At 66.2% G+C, this 15,324-nt stretch carries 12 protein-coding genes and 1 tRNA gene; 8 read left to right on the top strand and 5 right to left on the bottom strand.

The genetic code is table 11. The features are described from left to right. Nucleotides 1–44: 44 nt before the first annotated feature. A complete protein-coding gene (locus BFL43_RS22500) occupies nucleotides 45–2,366 on the bottom strand; it encodes a DEAD/DEAH box helicase (RefSeq protein ID WP_084894960.1) in 2,322 nt (773 codons plus the stop codon). Between the two features lie 338 nt (nucleotides 2,367–2,704). On the opposite strand from BFL43_RS22500, the gene BFL43_RS22505 reads away from it, so the two are divergent. From BFL43_RS22505 to topA, 3 genes are all read left to right on the top strand, one after another. Further along, entirely contained in the window at nucleotides 2,705–2,908 is a 204-nt protein-coding gene (locus BFL43_RS22505; protein ID WP_084839153.1) for a cold-shock protein, read from the top strand. Nucleotides 2,909–3,013: 105 nt separating this feature from the next. Continuing rightward, nucleotides 3,014–3,592: a hypothetical protein gene (locus BFL43_RS22510; protein ID WP_084894962.1), complete on the top strand. Its 579-nt coding sequence runs from the start codon at nucleotides 3,014–3,016 to the stop codon at nucleotides 3,590–3,592. A 171-nt stretch (nucleotides 3,593–3,763) separates the two neighbouring features. Next, entirely contained in the window at nucleotides 3,764–6,754 is a 2,991-nt protein-coding gene (gene topA, locus BFL43_RS22515; RefSeq protein WP_084895234.1) for a type I DNA topoisomerase, read from the top strand. A gap of 4 nt (nucleotides 6,755–6,758) precedes the next feature. On the opposite strand, the gene BFL43_RS22520 is transcribed toward topA, so the two are convergent. Then, the gene (locus tag BFL43_RS22520) at nucleotides 6,759–8,213 is read right to left on the bottom strand and encodes an adenylate/guanylate cyclase domain-containing protein (protein WP_240498437.1); all 1,455 of its coding nucleotides are present in this window, start codon (nucleotides 8,211–8,213) and stop codon (nucleotides 6,759–6,761) included. Nucleotides 8,214–8,369: 156 nt separating this feature from the next. Here BFL43_RS22520 and BFL43_RS22525 point away from each other — a divergent pair, with 156 nt between their 5' ends. Next, the gene (locus BFL43_RS22525; protein WP_084894966.1) at nucleotides 8,370–9,614 is read left to right on the top strand and encodes a DNA polymerase III subunit delta'; all 1,245 of its coding nucleotides are present in this window, start codon (nucleotides 8,370–8,372) and stop codon (nucleotides 9,612–9,614) included. Between the two features lie 71 nt (nucleotides 9,615–9,685). Here BFL43_RS22525 and BFL43_RS22530 read toward each other — a convergent pair whose 3' ends face one another. Together BFL43_RS22530 and BFL43_RS22535 are read right to left on the bottom strand one after the other, a co-directional pair. Further along, the gene (locus BFL43_RS22530; protein ID WP_084894968.1) at nucleotides 9,686–10,576 is read right to left on the bottom strand and encodes a hypothetical protein; all 891 of its coding nucleotides are present in this window, start codon (nucleotides 10,574–10,576) and stop codon (nucleotides 9,686–9,688) included. 20 nt (nucleotides 10,577–10,596) lie between these two features. After that, nucleotides 10,597–11,025, bottom strand: a complete 429-nt coding sequence (locus tag BFL43_RS22535; protein WP_084894970.1) for a MarR family winged helix-turn-helix transcriptional regulator — start codon at nucleotides 11,023–11,025, stop codon at nucleotides 10,597–10,599. A 57-nt stretch (nucleotides 11,026–11,082) separates the two neighbouring features. Here BFL43_RS22535 and BFL43_RS22540 point away from each other — a divergent pair, with 57 nt between their 5' ends. Both BFL43_RS22540 and BFL43_RS22545 read left to right on the top strand, forming a co-directional pair. After that, on the top strand, nucleotides 11,083–12,162 hold the full coding sequence (locus tag BFL43_RS22540; RefSeq protein ID WP_084894972.1) for a phosphotransferase: 1,080 nt from the start codon (nucleotides 11,083–11,085) through the stop codon (nucleotides 12,160–12,162). A gap of 60 nt (nucleotides 12,163–12,222) precedes the next feature. Further along, nucleotides 12,223–12,298, top strand: a tRNA-Thr gene (locus BFL43_RS22545). A 111-nt stretch (nucleotides 12,299–12,409) separates the two neighbouring features. Here BFL43_RS22545 and BFL43_RS22550 read toward each other — a convergent pair. Beyond that, entirely contained in the window at nucleotides 12,410–12,919 is a 510-nt protein-coding gene (locus BFL43_RS22550) for a helix-turn-helix domain-containing protein (protein WP_084894974.1), read from the bottom strand. A gap of 89 nt (nucleotides 12,920–13,008) precedes the next feature. Here BFL43_RS22550 and BFL43_RS22555 point away from each other — a divergent pair, with 89 nt between their 5' ends. Continuing rightward, nucleotides 13,009–14,439 carry an MFS transporter gene (locus BFL43_RS22555; protein ID WP_084894976.1) on the top strand — a complete coding sequence of 477 codons (1,431 nt, stop codon included), beginning with the start codon at nucleotides 13,009–13,011 and terminating at the stop codon, nucleotides 14,437–14,439. 54 nt (nucleotides 14,440–14,493) lie between these two features. Beyond that, entirely contained in the window at nucleotides 14,494–15,267 is a 774-nt protein-coding gene (locus BFL43_RS22560; RefSeq protein WP_084895236.1) for a PIG-L family deacetylase, read from the top strand. The last annotated feature ends 57 nt before the right edge of the window (nucleotides 15,268–15,324 follow it).

The raw sequence follows: 15,324 nt of genomic DNA on the forward strand, positions 1-15,324 counted from the left end.
CGGCCCACCCCTGCGCTCACGGGCCCACCCCTGCGCTCACGGGCTCACGGGGTCGCGGGCAGCTCACGCAAGATCAAATTCAGGACTCGGATGGCCCCGTCTTTGTCTAGCGGTTCGTTGCCGTTGCCACATTTCGGGGACTGCACACACGACGGGCACCCGGTTTCACACCCGCACCCGGACACCGCATCTCGGGTGGCGCGGATCCAGATCTCGAAGGCCTCGTGTCCGCGGTCGGCGAAACCGGCACCGCCGGGATAACCGTCGTAGACGAACACGGTGGGCAGGCCGGTGTCGGGATGCAGATTGGTCGACAGGCCGCCGATGTCCCAGCGATCGCAGGTCGCCACCAGCGGCAACAACCCGATCGCGGCGTGTTCGGCAGCATGCAACGCTCCCGGGAAGCGGATCGGGTCGACCCCCACGGCCTCGAGGGCTTCGGGGGCGATCGTGTACATCACGGCCCGCGTCGAGAGCGTTTGCGGCGGCATGTCCAGCTCCACCGAATCCAGGACCTCGCCGGAGATCAGTTTCCGCAGGTACCCGACCACCTGATGTGTGACGTCCACCCGCACCAACGCGATGGTCAGCGGCCCATGGGTTTCCGTCTCGATCACGTCGGTGATGTCGACGATGGTGGTCTCTCGGGCGCTGGTGGTCCAGTCGGGTTCCTCTGGATGTACCAGTGCCAGACCATCGTCGAGGTCGAGTTCGTCGACGACGTAGCTCTCGCCGCGATGGATGTGGACAGCGCCCTGGTGCACGGTGGACATCGCCCGGCCGGTGTCGACCGTGCCGAGCAACTGCGCGGTGGTCTCGTCGACGATCATCACCTGTCCGCCGATGCCGCCGCGAATGTCCACCGCGCCGTGGGGGTCCACCCCGGCCGCGACGTACCACCCCGCCTTGCGGTGTCGGATGAGTCCCTGACGGGCCAGATCTTCGAGTAGTTCCCGTGCCCCGAAGGCATCGACCTCGGCGTCTTTGAGCGGCAGTTCGGCAGCCGCACAGAGTAATTGCGGACCGAGCACGTACGGATTCGTGGGGTCGGTGACGGTGGCCTCGACCGGTTTGTTCAGCAGTGCCTCGGGATGGTTCACCAGGTAGGTGTCGAGGGGGTCGTCGCGGGCGATCAACACCACCAGCGACCCCTCGCCGCGCCGGCCCGCGCGCCCGGCCTGTTGCCAGAACGACGCGACGGTCCCCGGAAACCCGGCCACCACAATGGCATCGAGACCGCTGATGTCGACGCCGAGTTCCAGTGCATTGGTGGTGGCGACCCCCAGCAACTTTCCGTCGGCGATGTCCCGTTCGAGGGTCCGGCGGTCGTCCGCGAGATAACCCGCGCGGTAAGCGGCCACCCGGGGCGCCAATGCCGGGTCGACCTCCTCGAGTATTCGTTTGGCCGACAGTGCCGTCAGTTCGACACCGCGGCGACTACGGACGAAGCACAGCGTCCGCGCGCCCTCGAGCACGAGATCGGCAAGGACGCGCGCGGCCTCGGCCCCGGCCTGCCTGCGCACGGGAGCGCCGTGCTCGCCGGTGATCTCGGGGACGAAACCCGGCTCCCACAATGCGACCGTGCGCGCGCCGTGGGGTGATCCGTCTTCGGTGATCTCCACGCAGTCGGCGCCGATCATCCGGCTCATGGCCGCGCCGGGACTCCCGGCGGTGGCGCTGGCGCCGATCACGACCGGATTCGCGCCCGCCGCTCGCGCGATGCGGAGCAGACGGCGCAGTACCAGCGCGGTGTGCGACCCGAATACGCCTCGATAGTGGTGGCATTCGTCCACGACGATGAATTGCAGTCCGCGCATGAACTGTCGCCAACGGCCATGGGACCCGAGAATGCCTATGTGCAACATGTCCGGATTGGTGAAGATCCACCGGGAGTGTTCGCGAGCCCACTGACGCACGGCGGGTTCGGTGTCGCCGTCGTATGCGCAGGGCTGTAGATGCATGAACTCCTTGCGCCCGGCCAGCAATGAGGACACCGACCGCAGCTGATCGGAACCGAGCGCCTTGGTGGGTGCGAGATACAACGCGGTTGCCCGCGGATCGTCGAGAAGCCTGGACAGGATGGGCACCTGGTAGGCAAGCGATTTTCCGGACGCCGTGCCCGTCGAGAGCACCACATGTTCTCCGGCCCAGGCGTGTTCGGCCGCAATGACCTGGTGGGTCCACGGCACCTTCACGCCGGATTCCACCAGGGCGTCGCGAACCGGACCGGCGACCCAGTTTGGCCAATTGGCGAAAGAAGCTGTCCTGGAGGGAATTACTGACTTGTGTGTCAGGGGTGAGTCATCAGGATCGATACCCGCAAGCGTCCGGGCGAGCAGTTCGGTACCGAAGTCTGCGTTACTCATCGTTCCAGTTCATCACCTCGTAATACTAAGCCCGCCGAATGCAACAAAGGAGAGTTCGTCCGGCATTCACGACCCACAATGCGCTTCTGGCGACGTTTGAAATCAAGTTGAACTCTCCACTGTTGTCCACGCCGAGAACATGATTGACTCATTGTGGTCGTAGCTCTCGGGGGGCGGGTTAAAACATTCACCTTCTCACTCGCAGATCGTGTTGCGGGCGTGGTACTGAAGGTCAGTGTGCGGGCGTGCTCGCAAGCGGCGCCAGTAGGTATGGCGGTCGGAACCGGCCCGGCGTGGGTAACTCTCCGCCGCTACCGGTGATAGAAAAGGAATACGGCATGGCTCAGGGGACTGTGAAGTGGTTCAACGCGGAAAAGGGGTTCGGTTTCATCGCGCCCGATGACGGCCCGGACGACGTGTTTGTCCACTACTCCGAGATTCAGGGAAACGGCTTCCGGACCCTCGAGGAGAACCAGCGGGTTGAGTTCGAGGTCGGTCAGGGCACGAAAGGCCCGCAGGCCACTGGTGTTCGCGGTCTATAGGACTTGTCACTCGAACCACACGAAAATCTGGATTCACCCCCGACGCCGAAACCCACGGCGCCGGGGGTGAGTCTCTTTTGGCCCCGCATACCGTACGGTTTCAACGTGGGTCAGCTGTCCATGTTCTCCGCGGAGACCGACGAGCCGTCCTTGGACGATCTCGCCGGGATCTTGGCGTCCGCCGGGCAGGTGGCCATCGGACCGCGGGGTGCGCGGCTGTCGGTCGTGGTGGCCGAGGACTGGCGTGCCCGGGCACTCGCCGACGAGATCGAGCGATCCGGGGTGGCCGCCGAGATATCCCTGTCGTCGGAGGGCTCGCCTCTGGTCGGGACCGCGTCGACTCCGGTCCTCGAAGGCCTGTACCGCCAGTGGACCAAAGGTGCGGTGAAGACGATGCCCGCCACCTGGGTGCCGAGTCCGCGGGCGCTGCGACTGTGGGTCATCGCAGCCGGCGAGCGCGATGCCGACCGCTACCTTCTGGGTCTCGACTCCCATGCCCCGGACTCGCACGGTTCGCTGGCGACCGCGGTCATGCGCGCGGGCATCGCACCCACCCTGGTGGGCACCAGGAGCTCCAACCCGGCCCTGCGAATCGCGGGCAAGCGGCGCCTGACGCGACTGATCGAATCGGTCGGAGACGCCCCAGACATACCCGGGGCGGCCGTGCAATGGCCATTTATTTGACAGCGTGATCGATAACGTGTCTGAACTGTACTGACAACCTGTCCAAACCACCGGTTCGCACCCTGGTTCGACGGTGTTCACGGGTGGCAGGTCAGGTGCAGGGATGTCATTAGCGCTATACATAAGGTACAAACGGGCCAGAAGAACCATGGAAAGGTGCAGGCAAAGACGGTGGCGGATTCAGGTACTACAGCCGGCAAGACAGGTGGTGTCGTGCGCCGGCTCGTGATCGTCGAGTCCCCGACCAAGGCCCGCAAGATCTCGACATATCTCGGTCCCAACTACGTGGTGGAGTCGTCGCGCGGTCATATTCGTGACCTGCCGCGTGGTGCCGCCGACGTGCCTGCCAAATACAAGGGTCAGGCGTGGGCGAGACTCGGCGTCAACGTCGACGAGAACTTCGAACCGCTGTATGTGGTGTCGCCGGACAAGAAGTCCACGGTGACCGAACTCAAGGCGCTGCTCAAGGACGTCGACGAGCTCTACCTCGCGACAGACGGTGACCGCGAGGGTGAAGCCATCGCGTGGCACCTGCTCGACACCCTCAAACCGAAGATCCCGGTCAAGCGGATGGTCTTCCACGAGATCACCGAATCGGCCATCCGCGCGGCCGCCGAAGATCCCCGAGACCTCGACGAAGACCTCGTCGACGCCCAGGAGACCCGTCGCATCCTCGACCGTCTCTACGGCTACGAGGTGTCGCCGGTCCTGTGGAAGAAGGTCATGCCGAAGTTGTCGGCGGGCCGCGTGCAGTCGGTGGCCACCCGCATCATCGTCGAGCGTGAACGCGAGCGGATGGCGTTCCGGTCGGCCAGTTACTGGGACATCGCCGCGACGCTCGACGCCGGCGCAGAGGCGACGCCGCGTAGTTTCGGTGCCCGCCTGGTCAGCGTCGACGGCGATCGTGTCGCCAGTGGACGCGACTTCGACTCGGTCGGCGGCCTGAAGAAGGCCGACGGCGTCGTGATCCTCGACGAGAACCGCGCGGTCGCTCTGGCCGGAGCCCTGCAGGGCGCCTCCATGTCGGTGTCCTCGGTCGAGGAAAAGCCGTACACCCGCAAGCCGTACGCGCCGTTCATGACGTCGACGCTGCAGCAGGAAGCGGGCCGCAAGCTGCGGTTCACCTCTGATCGCACGATGCGGGTCGCGCAGCGGCTGTACGAAAACGGCTACATCACCTACATGCGTACCGACTCGACCACGCTGTCCGAGTCGGCGATCACGGCGGCCCGTAACCAGGCCCGTGCCCTCTATGGGGCGAACTTCGTCCACCCGACGCCGCGGCAGTACACCCGCAAGGTGAAGAACGCTCAGGAGGCCCATGAGGCCATCCGGCCGGCCGGTGAGTCCTTCCGGACCCCCGGTGAGGTCGCTTCCGCGCTGCAGACCGACGAGTTCCGGCTCTATGAACTCATCTGGCAGCGCACCGTCGCCTCGCAGATGGCCGATGCCCGCGGCACCACGATGAGTCTGCGGATCTCCGGCGCCGCGCGAACCGGGGAGACCTGCACGTTCGCCGCCTCGGGCCGCACCATCACGTTCCCGGGCTTCCTGTCCGCCTACGTCGAGACCGTCGACGAGCAGGCCGGCGGCACCGCCGACGACGCCGAGAGTCGCCTCCCGAACCTCGTTCAGGGACAAGCGCTCACGGCCACCGAACTGCGGCCGGACGGGCACACCACCAATCCGCCTGCGCGCTACACCGAGGCGTCGCTGGTGAAGACGTTGGAGGAGTTGGGGATCGGCCGCCCGTCGACGTATGCGTCGATCATCGGCACCATCCAGGATCGCGGCTACGTGCACAAGAAGGGCTCGGCGCTCGTCCCGTCCTGGATCGCGTTCGCCGTCGTCGGGCTGCTCGAGGCCTACTTCAAACGGCTTGTCGACTACGACTTCACCGCCTCGCTGGAAGACGATCTCGACCAGATCGCCAGCGGCCGAGAGAACCGCACCAACTGGCTGACGCAGTTCTACTTCGGGCAAGAAGGTGCCGAAGGTCAGGCCGCCACCGGTCTGAAGAAACTGGTCGGCATCAACCTCGAAGAGATCGACGCCCGGACCGTCAACTCGATCCGCCTGTTCGACGACGACCAGGGCAGGCCCGTGTACGTGCGCGTCGGCCGGTTCGGTCCGTACCTCGAGCGCACCGTCACGCCTGAGGGCGGCGGCGAGCCGGAGTCGCAACGCGCCAACCTGCCCGACGACATCACCCCGGACGAGCTGACCCTCGAACTCGCGGAGAAGCTCTTCAGCACCCCGCAGGAGGGTCGAACGCTGGGTGTCGACCCGCTCTCGGGTAACGAGATCGTGGCCAAGGAAGGGCGTTTCGGTCCGTACGTGACCGAGATTCTCCCCGACCCCGAGGATGATGGAGACGACGACGCGTCGTCGCCTGCCCTCGCCCCGCCGCCCGCGCCGACCCCGCTCGACGACGGCGCGACTCCTCTGGACGCTCCGACGGGTGGAGGCGGCACCGCGACCGCGACCAAGAAGGCAACGGCCAAGAAGACCGCGAAGAAGGCTGCCAAGAAGGCCGGCCCGAAGCCGCGCACCGGGTCGCTGTTCAAGTCGATGGAGATCGCTTCGGTCACGCTCGACGATGCCTTGAAGCTGCTCTCGCTGCCCCGGATCGTCGGGCAGGACGCAGAGGGTCAGGAGATCACCGCCCAGAACGGTCGGTACGGCCCGTACCTCAAGCGCGGCACCGACTCCCGGTCGCTGACGAGTGAGGATCAGATCTTCGACATCACCCTCGAAGAGGCGCTGAAGATCTACTCGGAGCCCAAGCGCCGCGGTCGTGCGGCCGCCGCGCCGCCGCTGCGGGAACTGGGTAAGGATCCGGTGTCGGAGGCCCCGATGGTGATCAAGGACGGCCGCTTCGGTCCGTACGTCACCGATGGTGAGACCAACGCCAGCCTGCGCAAGGACGACGACGTGGCATCGATCACCGACGAGCGGGCGTCGGAACTGCTGGCGGACAGGCGCGCTCGTGGCCCCGCCAAGAAGTCGGCGAAGAAGGCGGCCAAGAAGGCTCCGGCAAAGAAGGCCGCTGCCAAGAAGACCGCCGCCAAGAAGGCTCCGGCAAAGAAGGCCGCTGCCAAGAAGACGACCGCCAAGAAGGCCGCTGCAAAGAAGACCCCGCCGAAGAAGTCGACGGACTAGGTTCTCAGACCTCGACCTCGTATTTGGGCCTGGCCAAGCGGGTTTCGATGCCGCGTCCGCGTAGCTCGATGCCCTCGCCGATATCCCAGTGGGACGCTTCCTCGGACGACGCCAGGTACACGGCGCGGGCCGAACCGAGCACGCGGCTCGGCTCGAACTTGGCCAGGTCGGTCAGCCGGGCCGCCTCGTTGACCGGGTCGCCGATGACGGTGTACTCGAGGCGCTGTTGCGAACCGATGTGTCCGGCAATGGCCTTGCCCGCCGACACCCCGATGCCGACGTCGGTGTCGCCGAGCGCGGCATCGAGTTCCTGACGCAACGTGCGCGCCGCGGCGAGGGCCTGGCCCGCGAAGTCCTCCTGGTCCAGCGGGGCCCCGAAGATGGCGAGCGCCGCGTCACCCTGGAACTTGTTGACGAATCCACCGTGCCTGCCGACCACGTCGACGATCACCCGGAAGAACTCGTTGAGCAGGTTGACGACGTCGCGCGGAGGCCGGTTGACGGCGAGGCGGGTCGAGCCGACGATGTCGACGAACAGCACCCCGACGTAGCGTTCCTCGCCGCCGAGTTCGGTGCCGATTTCGATGGCGCGGCGGGCCACGTCCTCACCCACGTAGCGGCCGAACAGGTTGCGAAGCTGTTGACGCTCGCGCACGTCGGCGACCATCTCGTTGAAGCCGGCCTGCAGCAGACCCAGGTCGCTGCCGTCGTAGATGCGGACGGAGGTGTCCAGGTTGCCCTCGCGCACCTCGTGCTGCGCCAGCCGGAGTTGTTTGATGGGGTCGGCGATGGCCGAGACCAGCCGCACCAGGCCGATCGATCCGAAGGCCAGAGCCGCACCCGCCATCCACAGGATGGGGCGCTGTAGTCCGGCGGCGTCGGTGTCGATGACGCCGATCTGCTGTCCGACGACCAGGGCGATGATGACGGCCAGCGGCGCGGCCACGCTGATCACCCAGAAGAGGATGATGCGCTGGGTGACGCTCGGGGCGGTGGCGTCCTCGGGGTTGTTGGCCATGGCCGCCACGGTGATGGGGCGCAGCACCTTCTCGGACTGCATGTACCCCAGGACGCAGGTGACCAGCGCGCCGACGAACGACCCCAACGCCACCACCAGCGCGGTGCGGCCGGACTGGGACAGGCTCAGCAGTGAGAAGACCGCTCCGCCGACCAGCCAGAGGGCGCCGTGGACGATCATCAGGAGCAGCGGCAGGCGCAGCGCCCGGCGTCGTGCGCTCTCGTTGTCCAGGCGCGATCGTCGCCGATGCCAGACCAGAACAGGTAACGAGAGCCTGATGGTGGCGTAGCCACTGACGATGCCCGCGATGACCAGGTAGAGCACGAAGATGAGCTGACCGACCCCGCTGATCTCCGACAGGCTGACGGAGGTCTGAGCCGGCAGGCCGAAACGGAGGAAAGCGAAGGTGAACAGGGCGCCGGCGACGTTGGCGCGGAGCATGTCGAGAGCCAGTACGGGCCACGGAGTGCGCACGAGCCAGCGCAACAAGTGCCAGGTGCGCTGTAGCTGCGACTGTCTCTCGACCACGTGAACACGGTAGCTGCCTGCTTGCAAGAGTTAAACACGGCTGTCCGAGCATGCAGATAGGCTTGACCTGTGACAACAGTGTTCGATCGACTGGTCGGCCAGCCGGATGTGGTGGGAGAACTCACAGTCGCGTCCGTCGCCGCAGCTCATTTGGCCGCTTCTCGTGATCTGGAAGCTCACGGCGGGGCGCCCGACGACGGCCCGAGACATGGCTCCTCGGCGATGACGCACGCCTGGCTGTTCACCGGTCCTCCGGGTTCAGGGCGCTCGGTGGCGGCTCAGTGCTTCGCTGCGGCCCTGCAGTGCGAGGTGGCGGATGCCCCCGGATGTGGCCGTTGCCACGCCTGCACCACGGTGATGGCGGGAACTCACGCCGACGTGCGTCGAATCGTGCCGCAGGGGCTGTCGATTCCGGTCAAGGAGATGCGAGCGATCGTGCAGACGGCCGCGCGCAGGCCCAGCGTCGGCCGTTGGCAGGTCGTGGTCGTCGAAGATGCCGACCGACTCACCGAAGGCGCGGCCAACGCGTTGCTCAAGGCGGTCGAGGAGCCACCGCCGCGCACTGTGTTTCTCTTGTGTGCGCCCAGCGTCGATCCTGAGGACATCGCGGTGACCCTGCGATCGCGGTGCCGGCATGTGCCGTTGACGATGCCCTCGGTCTCGGCGATCGCCGAGGTCCTCATCGGAAACGACGGCATCGACCCGGAGATGGCCCGCTGGGCCGCGTCGGTCTGCGGCGGCCACGTAGGGCGGGCCCGACGGCTGGCGACAGATGAGGAGTCGCGGGAGCAACGCAAGCAGGCCTTGGGGGTCGCGAGGGCCGCCACCAGGGATGCCACCGCGTACGCGGCTGCCGAGGCGCTGGTGAAGACCGCCACCGACGCGGCGAAGGCGATCAGTGCGCGCCTCGATGAGGCCGAGACCGAGGAGATGCGGACCTCCCTGGGCGCCGGAGGTACCGGTAAGGGCGCGGCCGGTGCGTTGCGCGGTTCGGCCGGAATCCTCAAGGATCTCGAGAGGCGCCAGAAGTCCCGGGAGACGCGTACCGGGCGCGACCTACTCGATCGGGCCCTGGTCGACCTCGCCGCGCTGTTCCGCGACGCGCTGGCGTCGTCCTTCGGGTCGCCGGTGGCCGCGATGCACCCGGATATGTCCGAACAGACCGTCGCGATGGCCGGCTATGCGCGTCCGGAGGAACTGCTGTCGTGCGTGGAGGCCGTTCTGCAATGTCGAGAAGCGCTGGGCTTCAACGTCAAGCCGAAGTTCGCCGTCGACGCGATGGTGGCCGAGATCGGTCTGGCGTTGCGCCACTAAAAGCTCCGGAATTGGTGGCTTCTGGCGATGCCGACCTGGGGAAATGCTCGCCAGAACCCACCAAGATCGGGTCAGCTGAACAGGGCGAGAGCGTCGCCGAACATTCCTTGGCTCTCGATGACCATGGAGTTCTCGTCGGGGTCGATGCGGGTGATCTGCTGTACCTGGTCGCCGTACCAGAAGTAGGTGTGCGGGCTGATGTTGCCGCCCGGAGCCTCGGCGACCTGGCCGAGCGTGTAGCCCACCATCTCTTTCACCGCGAGGGTGGATTTGAGGTTGCTGACCGGGTGGACCATCAACAGGTGCCGGTGGGGGACACTGAACACCACGCCGTGCTCGGCTTCGCCGAGCTCGGTGCCGATGATCCGCCGCATGTTCAATGCCTTGGTGGCGATGAAGAACGAGTCGCTTACCAGGGCAGTGATGCCTCGGGTGCCATCGACTGAGATTTCTTGCGTCGCATAGGGTTCGGCGTCGGTGTTGCGCTGGCCGGCCTGGTACAGCAGGTCGAGGTCGCGACCCTGCAGGCTGCTGTCGGTGAGGGTTTCGACGGTCGTCGGCAGATCGCGGCACAGGTGGGTGACCAGGTCGTCGCTGAATCGGCGGGCGTACGTCATCGACAGCTGTGGGTCGGCGCCGACCTCGACGGGCTGAAGCCGCGTACGGACTTCGGTCAGCAGGTCGGGCTCGGACAATTCCTCGGCGTCGGGGGCTGCGCGTCCTTCCAGATGCCTGGCGAAATGTGTTCCGATGTGCGCGGACCACTCGCTCTCGGGGAGCGTCCGACAGGCGGCGACGAGGTTCTGCAGGAAGTAACGCTCGTCATCGGGGCCGACCAGGAATACGTCCCCGTACTCGGGATCGTCGACGGCCTCGACCTCGATGCCGAGATCCCGGAGCGCCGCCGTCGCCAGAGCGATGACCGCGCGTTCGGTGTCCTCGGGTGCCGTGCGTTTCGTCATCGAACCTCCATGTGGCAACCCTACTGATCGGCAGCCGCCACCTCCTTCAGGCAGTTCGTGAACTCGAGGTAGCGGTCGCGGCCGAGCCGCTGCTGCCACTTCGCCTCGACCGCGGCCATCGCGGTAGCCGTCCGGGACTTCATCGCGGCACCCGCTGCGGTGGGGGTGACCAGTGTGGCGCGACGGTCCGCAGGATCTCGAATAGAGCTGACGAATCCGTGCGTCTCGAGGTGTGCAAGTAGCTGGGAAACGCCCTGCCGGGTGATCCGGCTCCGATCGGCGAGCGCGCTGGGCCGGGTTCCGTGGTCGTCGACCGAGTCGAGTAAGCGCAGATGGGACACCCGCAGAGGGGCGATGGATCCCATCTGCGACTGGAGGTCGATCCGAAATCGCTCGAAGGCGCCACTCATCAACTCGGCGAGGTGAGGTGGCCTGTGCTCTTGTGCCATGTAGTCAACATACTTTATTATCAACTTACTTTATCAATATCGTACTAGGGGCCCGCGATGATCGAGATGCCGACGCCGACCGATCACACGCTGCAGACTGTGGCTGCCCAACTCGGGATCGGTGACTGTTCGACCTATGAATGTCGGCCGCTCGATTTCGACGTGGAAGCGCCCGGGACCGCAGGATTGTGGCGGGCTCGCCTGACCGGTGACCGCGGAGAGGGAACCGCCGTCGTCAAGTTGCTCCGACACCCCCGGGACTGGCCGATCCTGGCCCAACTCCCGCCGGACGCCCAGGCCATGTTTATCCACCAATTCCCGTGGTCGGACGACCCTGAGGTTGTGTGCGAGGTCGCCGACCTCTGCCCCGCGGGCCTGAGGACGGTGGGCCTGCTCGCCACGCAGTGGCACGGTGAGAGCCTGCGATCGATGTGGCTGGAAGATCTCGGCGAGGTCCAGACTTTCACCGCTGCAACCGAATTCGTCACCGCAGCTCGGTTGCTGGGCGCGTTGGCGGCGCGCAGGGACACTGCGGGCTCACCGTTGTCGGAGCGGTTCGACGACTCCTTCGCTCTGACGATGATCGCCCGCAACCGGGTTCAGGGCGGTGACCTGCCGCTTCTCGCGGGGCCACTGCGCGATGTTGGCGAGGATGTGATGCCGACTGACCTGGGCGATGACCTGCGCTGGGTCGGAGAGCACTTGGACGAGGTGCTCGATCGCGTTCTCCAGGTGCGTCAAACCCCGGTGCACGGGGACGCCGCTCCGGACAACGTCGTCATCGACCCCGTCGACCAGGAAGCGGTGGTGCTCATCGATCTCGCGCTGACCCCGCGACATGCGCTTGGTTATGACCTGGGCCAGTTGATCTTCGGGCGCCACAGCCCCGTTGTCGGGATGGGCGCCGGCGTCATCGACTCGATCGTGGCGGCCTACCTTGGGGGCCTTCATGACGAAGGGATGGCAGTCGACCTCGAGGAGGTCTGGTTGGGCTTCGTCGGTTCGGCCCTCATCCGCAACGCGTTCGAGGTCACCACCGCGACGGCGGATCGACCCACCAAGATCGCCGCCGCCCGGTATCTCGTTCGTAGGGCCACTGACCTGGGCTTGATACCGGTGCGGACCCCTGTCGGTTGAGCCGGTTTGGTGCTCGCCGATCGTGCTCGATAGACTGGCGGGCGCTGCCTCGCGCAGCACGCCGCCTTAGCTCAGTCGGTAGAGCGCTTCACTCGTAATGAAAAGGTCGCGAGTTCGATTCTCGCAGGCGGCTCCAACGAAGGCCCTCCACAGTGGGGGCCTTTCTGGCACTCACACAAAAGCACACCGCTGCGTCATTTGCACACGTTGCAACGTGTGCAAATGACCGAAGCGTGTGCATCTGTGTTCAGAACGGGGTGAGCAACGCGCGCTCGTCGCGCAGCGCCATGGAGATGGGGTCGGTTCTGGTCGGCGCCCCGAGCCCTGGGCCGGGACGGACGAGCAGCTCGGCTGCGCCGGGCACCGTGGAGCATCGCGGGCAGCGGCCGAATTCGTCGATGTCCGTGCCGCAGGAGTTGTGGATGAAGATCCGGCGGCGTCGTACGGGATCGGACCGGCTGTCGCCCCAGCGGATCAGTGCGTGCAGAGATGGCCACAGTTCCAGGCCGGCCTCGGTCAGGACGTAGTCGGTGCGGCCCCCGCGTGGCTGCCGTTCGAGCACTCCGGCAGCGATCAGTGCGGAGAGGCGCTGCGTGAGAACCGCTTTGGAGATGTCGAGGCGCTGCTGAAAGTCGGTGAATCGGCGGACCCCGAAGAAGCACTCGCGCAGGATCAGCATCGTCCAGCGTTCCCCGACGATTTCGAGCGCACGCGCGAGGGAACAGTCCTGCGCTTCGTAGTCCGTGCCGAGTGCCATGCCCGTGAACTGTACACCGATGGTCTGTTCACCAGACCTTGTGCTAGGTTCCGCAGAATAGTTCGTTGACCAGACCAAGAAGGGTGAGAATGGCTACTTCAGACGTGAGCGACACCGCAGTGCAGGATCGACGCTCGTTGGTCGTGTCGGCCCTGGGCACACTGCTGGTCCTGGTCGCGTTCACCGCACCGTTGTCGACGATCAACGCCACCGCGGCGTCCCTGGACACAGGGGTGTCGGGCACCACCTGGATCCTGAGTTCGATGAGCATCGGCCTGGCTGCGGCGCTGCTGTCGACGGGGACGATCGCAGACGATTTCGGCCGCCGAAGAACGCTGGTGATCGGATTGCTCGTCGTCGCGGCCGGGTCGATCGTGGGAGTACTTGTCCCCGACGTCGTCGCGTTCGTGCTGACGCGGGTCGTCGTCGGGATCGGCGGCGCGGCGGTGATCGCCTCCAGCCTCGGGATCATTGCGCACACCTTCGCGCCCGGACCCGCACGTGCGGCCGCGAGCGGCATCTGGGGAGCGAGTGTCGGCGCGGGTATCGCGATCGGCCCGTTGCTGTCTGCCCTGCTCGAACGCGCCCACAGTTGGCACGACGCCTACTGGGTGCTCGCGGTCGCCGCGGTTGCCCTCGCGGCGACGGCGGAGAAGCTGGTGCCCGAGTCGCGGTCGGAGCACCGTCGTGGTCTGGATCTACCGGGCGCGGTGTTGTTCGCGGGCGGGATCAGCGCGCTGCTCGCCGCGCTGGTCGAGGGTAGGCAGGGCTGGTCCGAGCCGACGGTTCTGGTGTTGTTCGTGGTCGCGGGCGTCGTGCTCGTGATGTTCTGGTTTGTCGAATATCGAAGCAAGACTTCGATGTTGGACCTCGCGCTGCTGCGATCGCCCGCGTTTGTCGCGGCGACGGCGGCGGCATTCGTCACCGGCGCGGGTGTCATCGCGGTGATGTCGTTCATGTCCGGCTTTCTGGGGTCGGCGCTCGGGATCACGGCGATCGGCGCCGCGCTGCTGCTGTTCTCGTGGTCGGCGACCAGCGTGGTGACCGCACTGCTGGCGCGACGCATCTCGCCGCGGGTGCCGGGCCGGGTGCAGTTGGGACTAGGTCTCATAGGGATCGCGGCGGGGCTGCTGGGTCTGGCCGGAATCGACGAGGGTTCGGGCTGGGCCCGCTTCCTGCCGGGCTTGATCGTCGCCGGCGTCGCCTCCGGTGTGGTCAACGCCGCGCTCGGACGCGAGGCGGTTGCGAGTGTTCCTCCGGGGCGAGGTGGCATGGGCAGCGGCGCCAACAACACCGCGCGGTATGTGGGTTCGGCCATCGGGGTCACCGTCGTCGCTGTGATCGCAACCCATCCCCGGGGCGGTTCGACGGTCGGTGACCTGGTCGCCGGGTGGAATGTCGCGGCGGTGGTGGCGGCGCTGATATCTCTGCTCGGCGGCGTGGTGGTCCTGGGCCTGCACGTACTGGCGGCGCGCGAGCGGGCCGCGGCGGTGGAGAAGAGCACGACGGCCGCTGGGTAGACTTTCCTTTCGTCTGTGGCCGCGTACGCGAACATCAAACCTGGGAGTTCGTTCATGAGCGTTTTGGTGAGTTTTCATGCGCATCCGGACGATGAGGTGTTCAGCACCGGTGGCGTGATGCGCGCCGCGGCCGACGCCGGCCACCGGGTGGTGTTGGTGACAGCGACCGATGGCGCGGTGGGGGAGTTTCCCGAGGGGATACTCGACGAGGGTGAGGCGCTGGCGGATCGCCGTCGAAACGAACTCGAGGAGTCGGCGAAAATCCTTGGGGTACATCGCCTGGTGATGTTCGGATACGCAGATTCGGGGATGGCCGGCACCGCGGAGAACGCGAACCCGCTCGCCTTCATGAACATCGGGGTCGAAGAGGCCGCGCAGCGATTGGCCGACGTGCTCGTCGAAGAGCAGGCCGATGTCGTGACAATCTACGACAGCAACGGCGGCTACGGACATCCCGACCACATCCAAGTCCATCACGTGGGGCGTCGCGCAGCCGAGATCGCCGGTACCGCATACGTTTACGAGAGCGTGGTGAACCGTGACCACATGCAGAAGCTGATCCGGTCGAACCCGAAGTGGACGGAGGAGGACGCGTCGATCGATCTGTCGACCATCGGGTTACCGGACGCCGACATCACCACCGAGGTCGACGTCAGCGAGTACATGACCGCCAAGCGCGCGGCCATGGTGGCTCACGCGACCCAGATCGGTGACTTCGGGCCCTTTCTGGGCATGACCGAGGACGAATTGCGCGCAGCCTTCGGGCTCGAATGGTTTCGTCGCGTGCGCGGTGTCGACGGACCTCGGGAGCGCTCGCTGCCCCTGTGATCATTGGCTAGGATTCTCCGCAGTTACTTGATCCCTCTTCGTACAAAGGTGATCGCT

The organism is Williamsia sp. 1135 (genome assembly GCF_002095395.1).
Lineage (GTDB): Bacteria > Actinomycetota > Actinomycetes > Mycobacteriales > Mycobacteriaceae > Williamsia.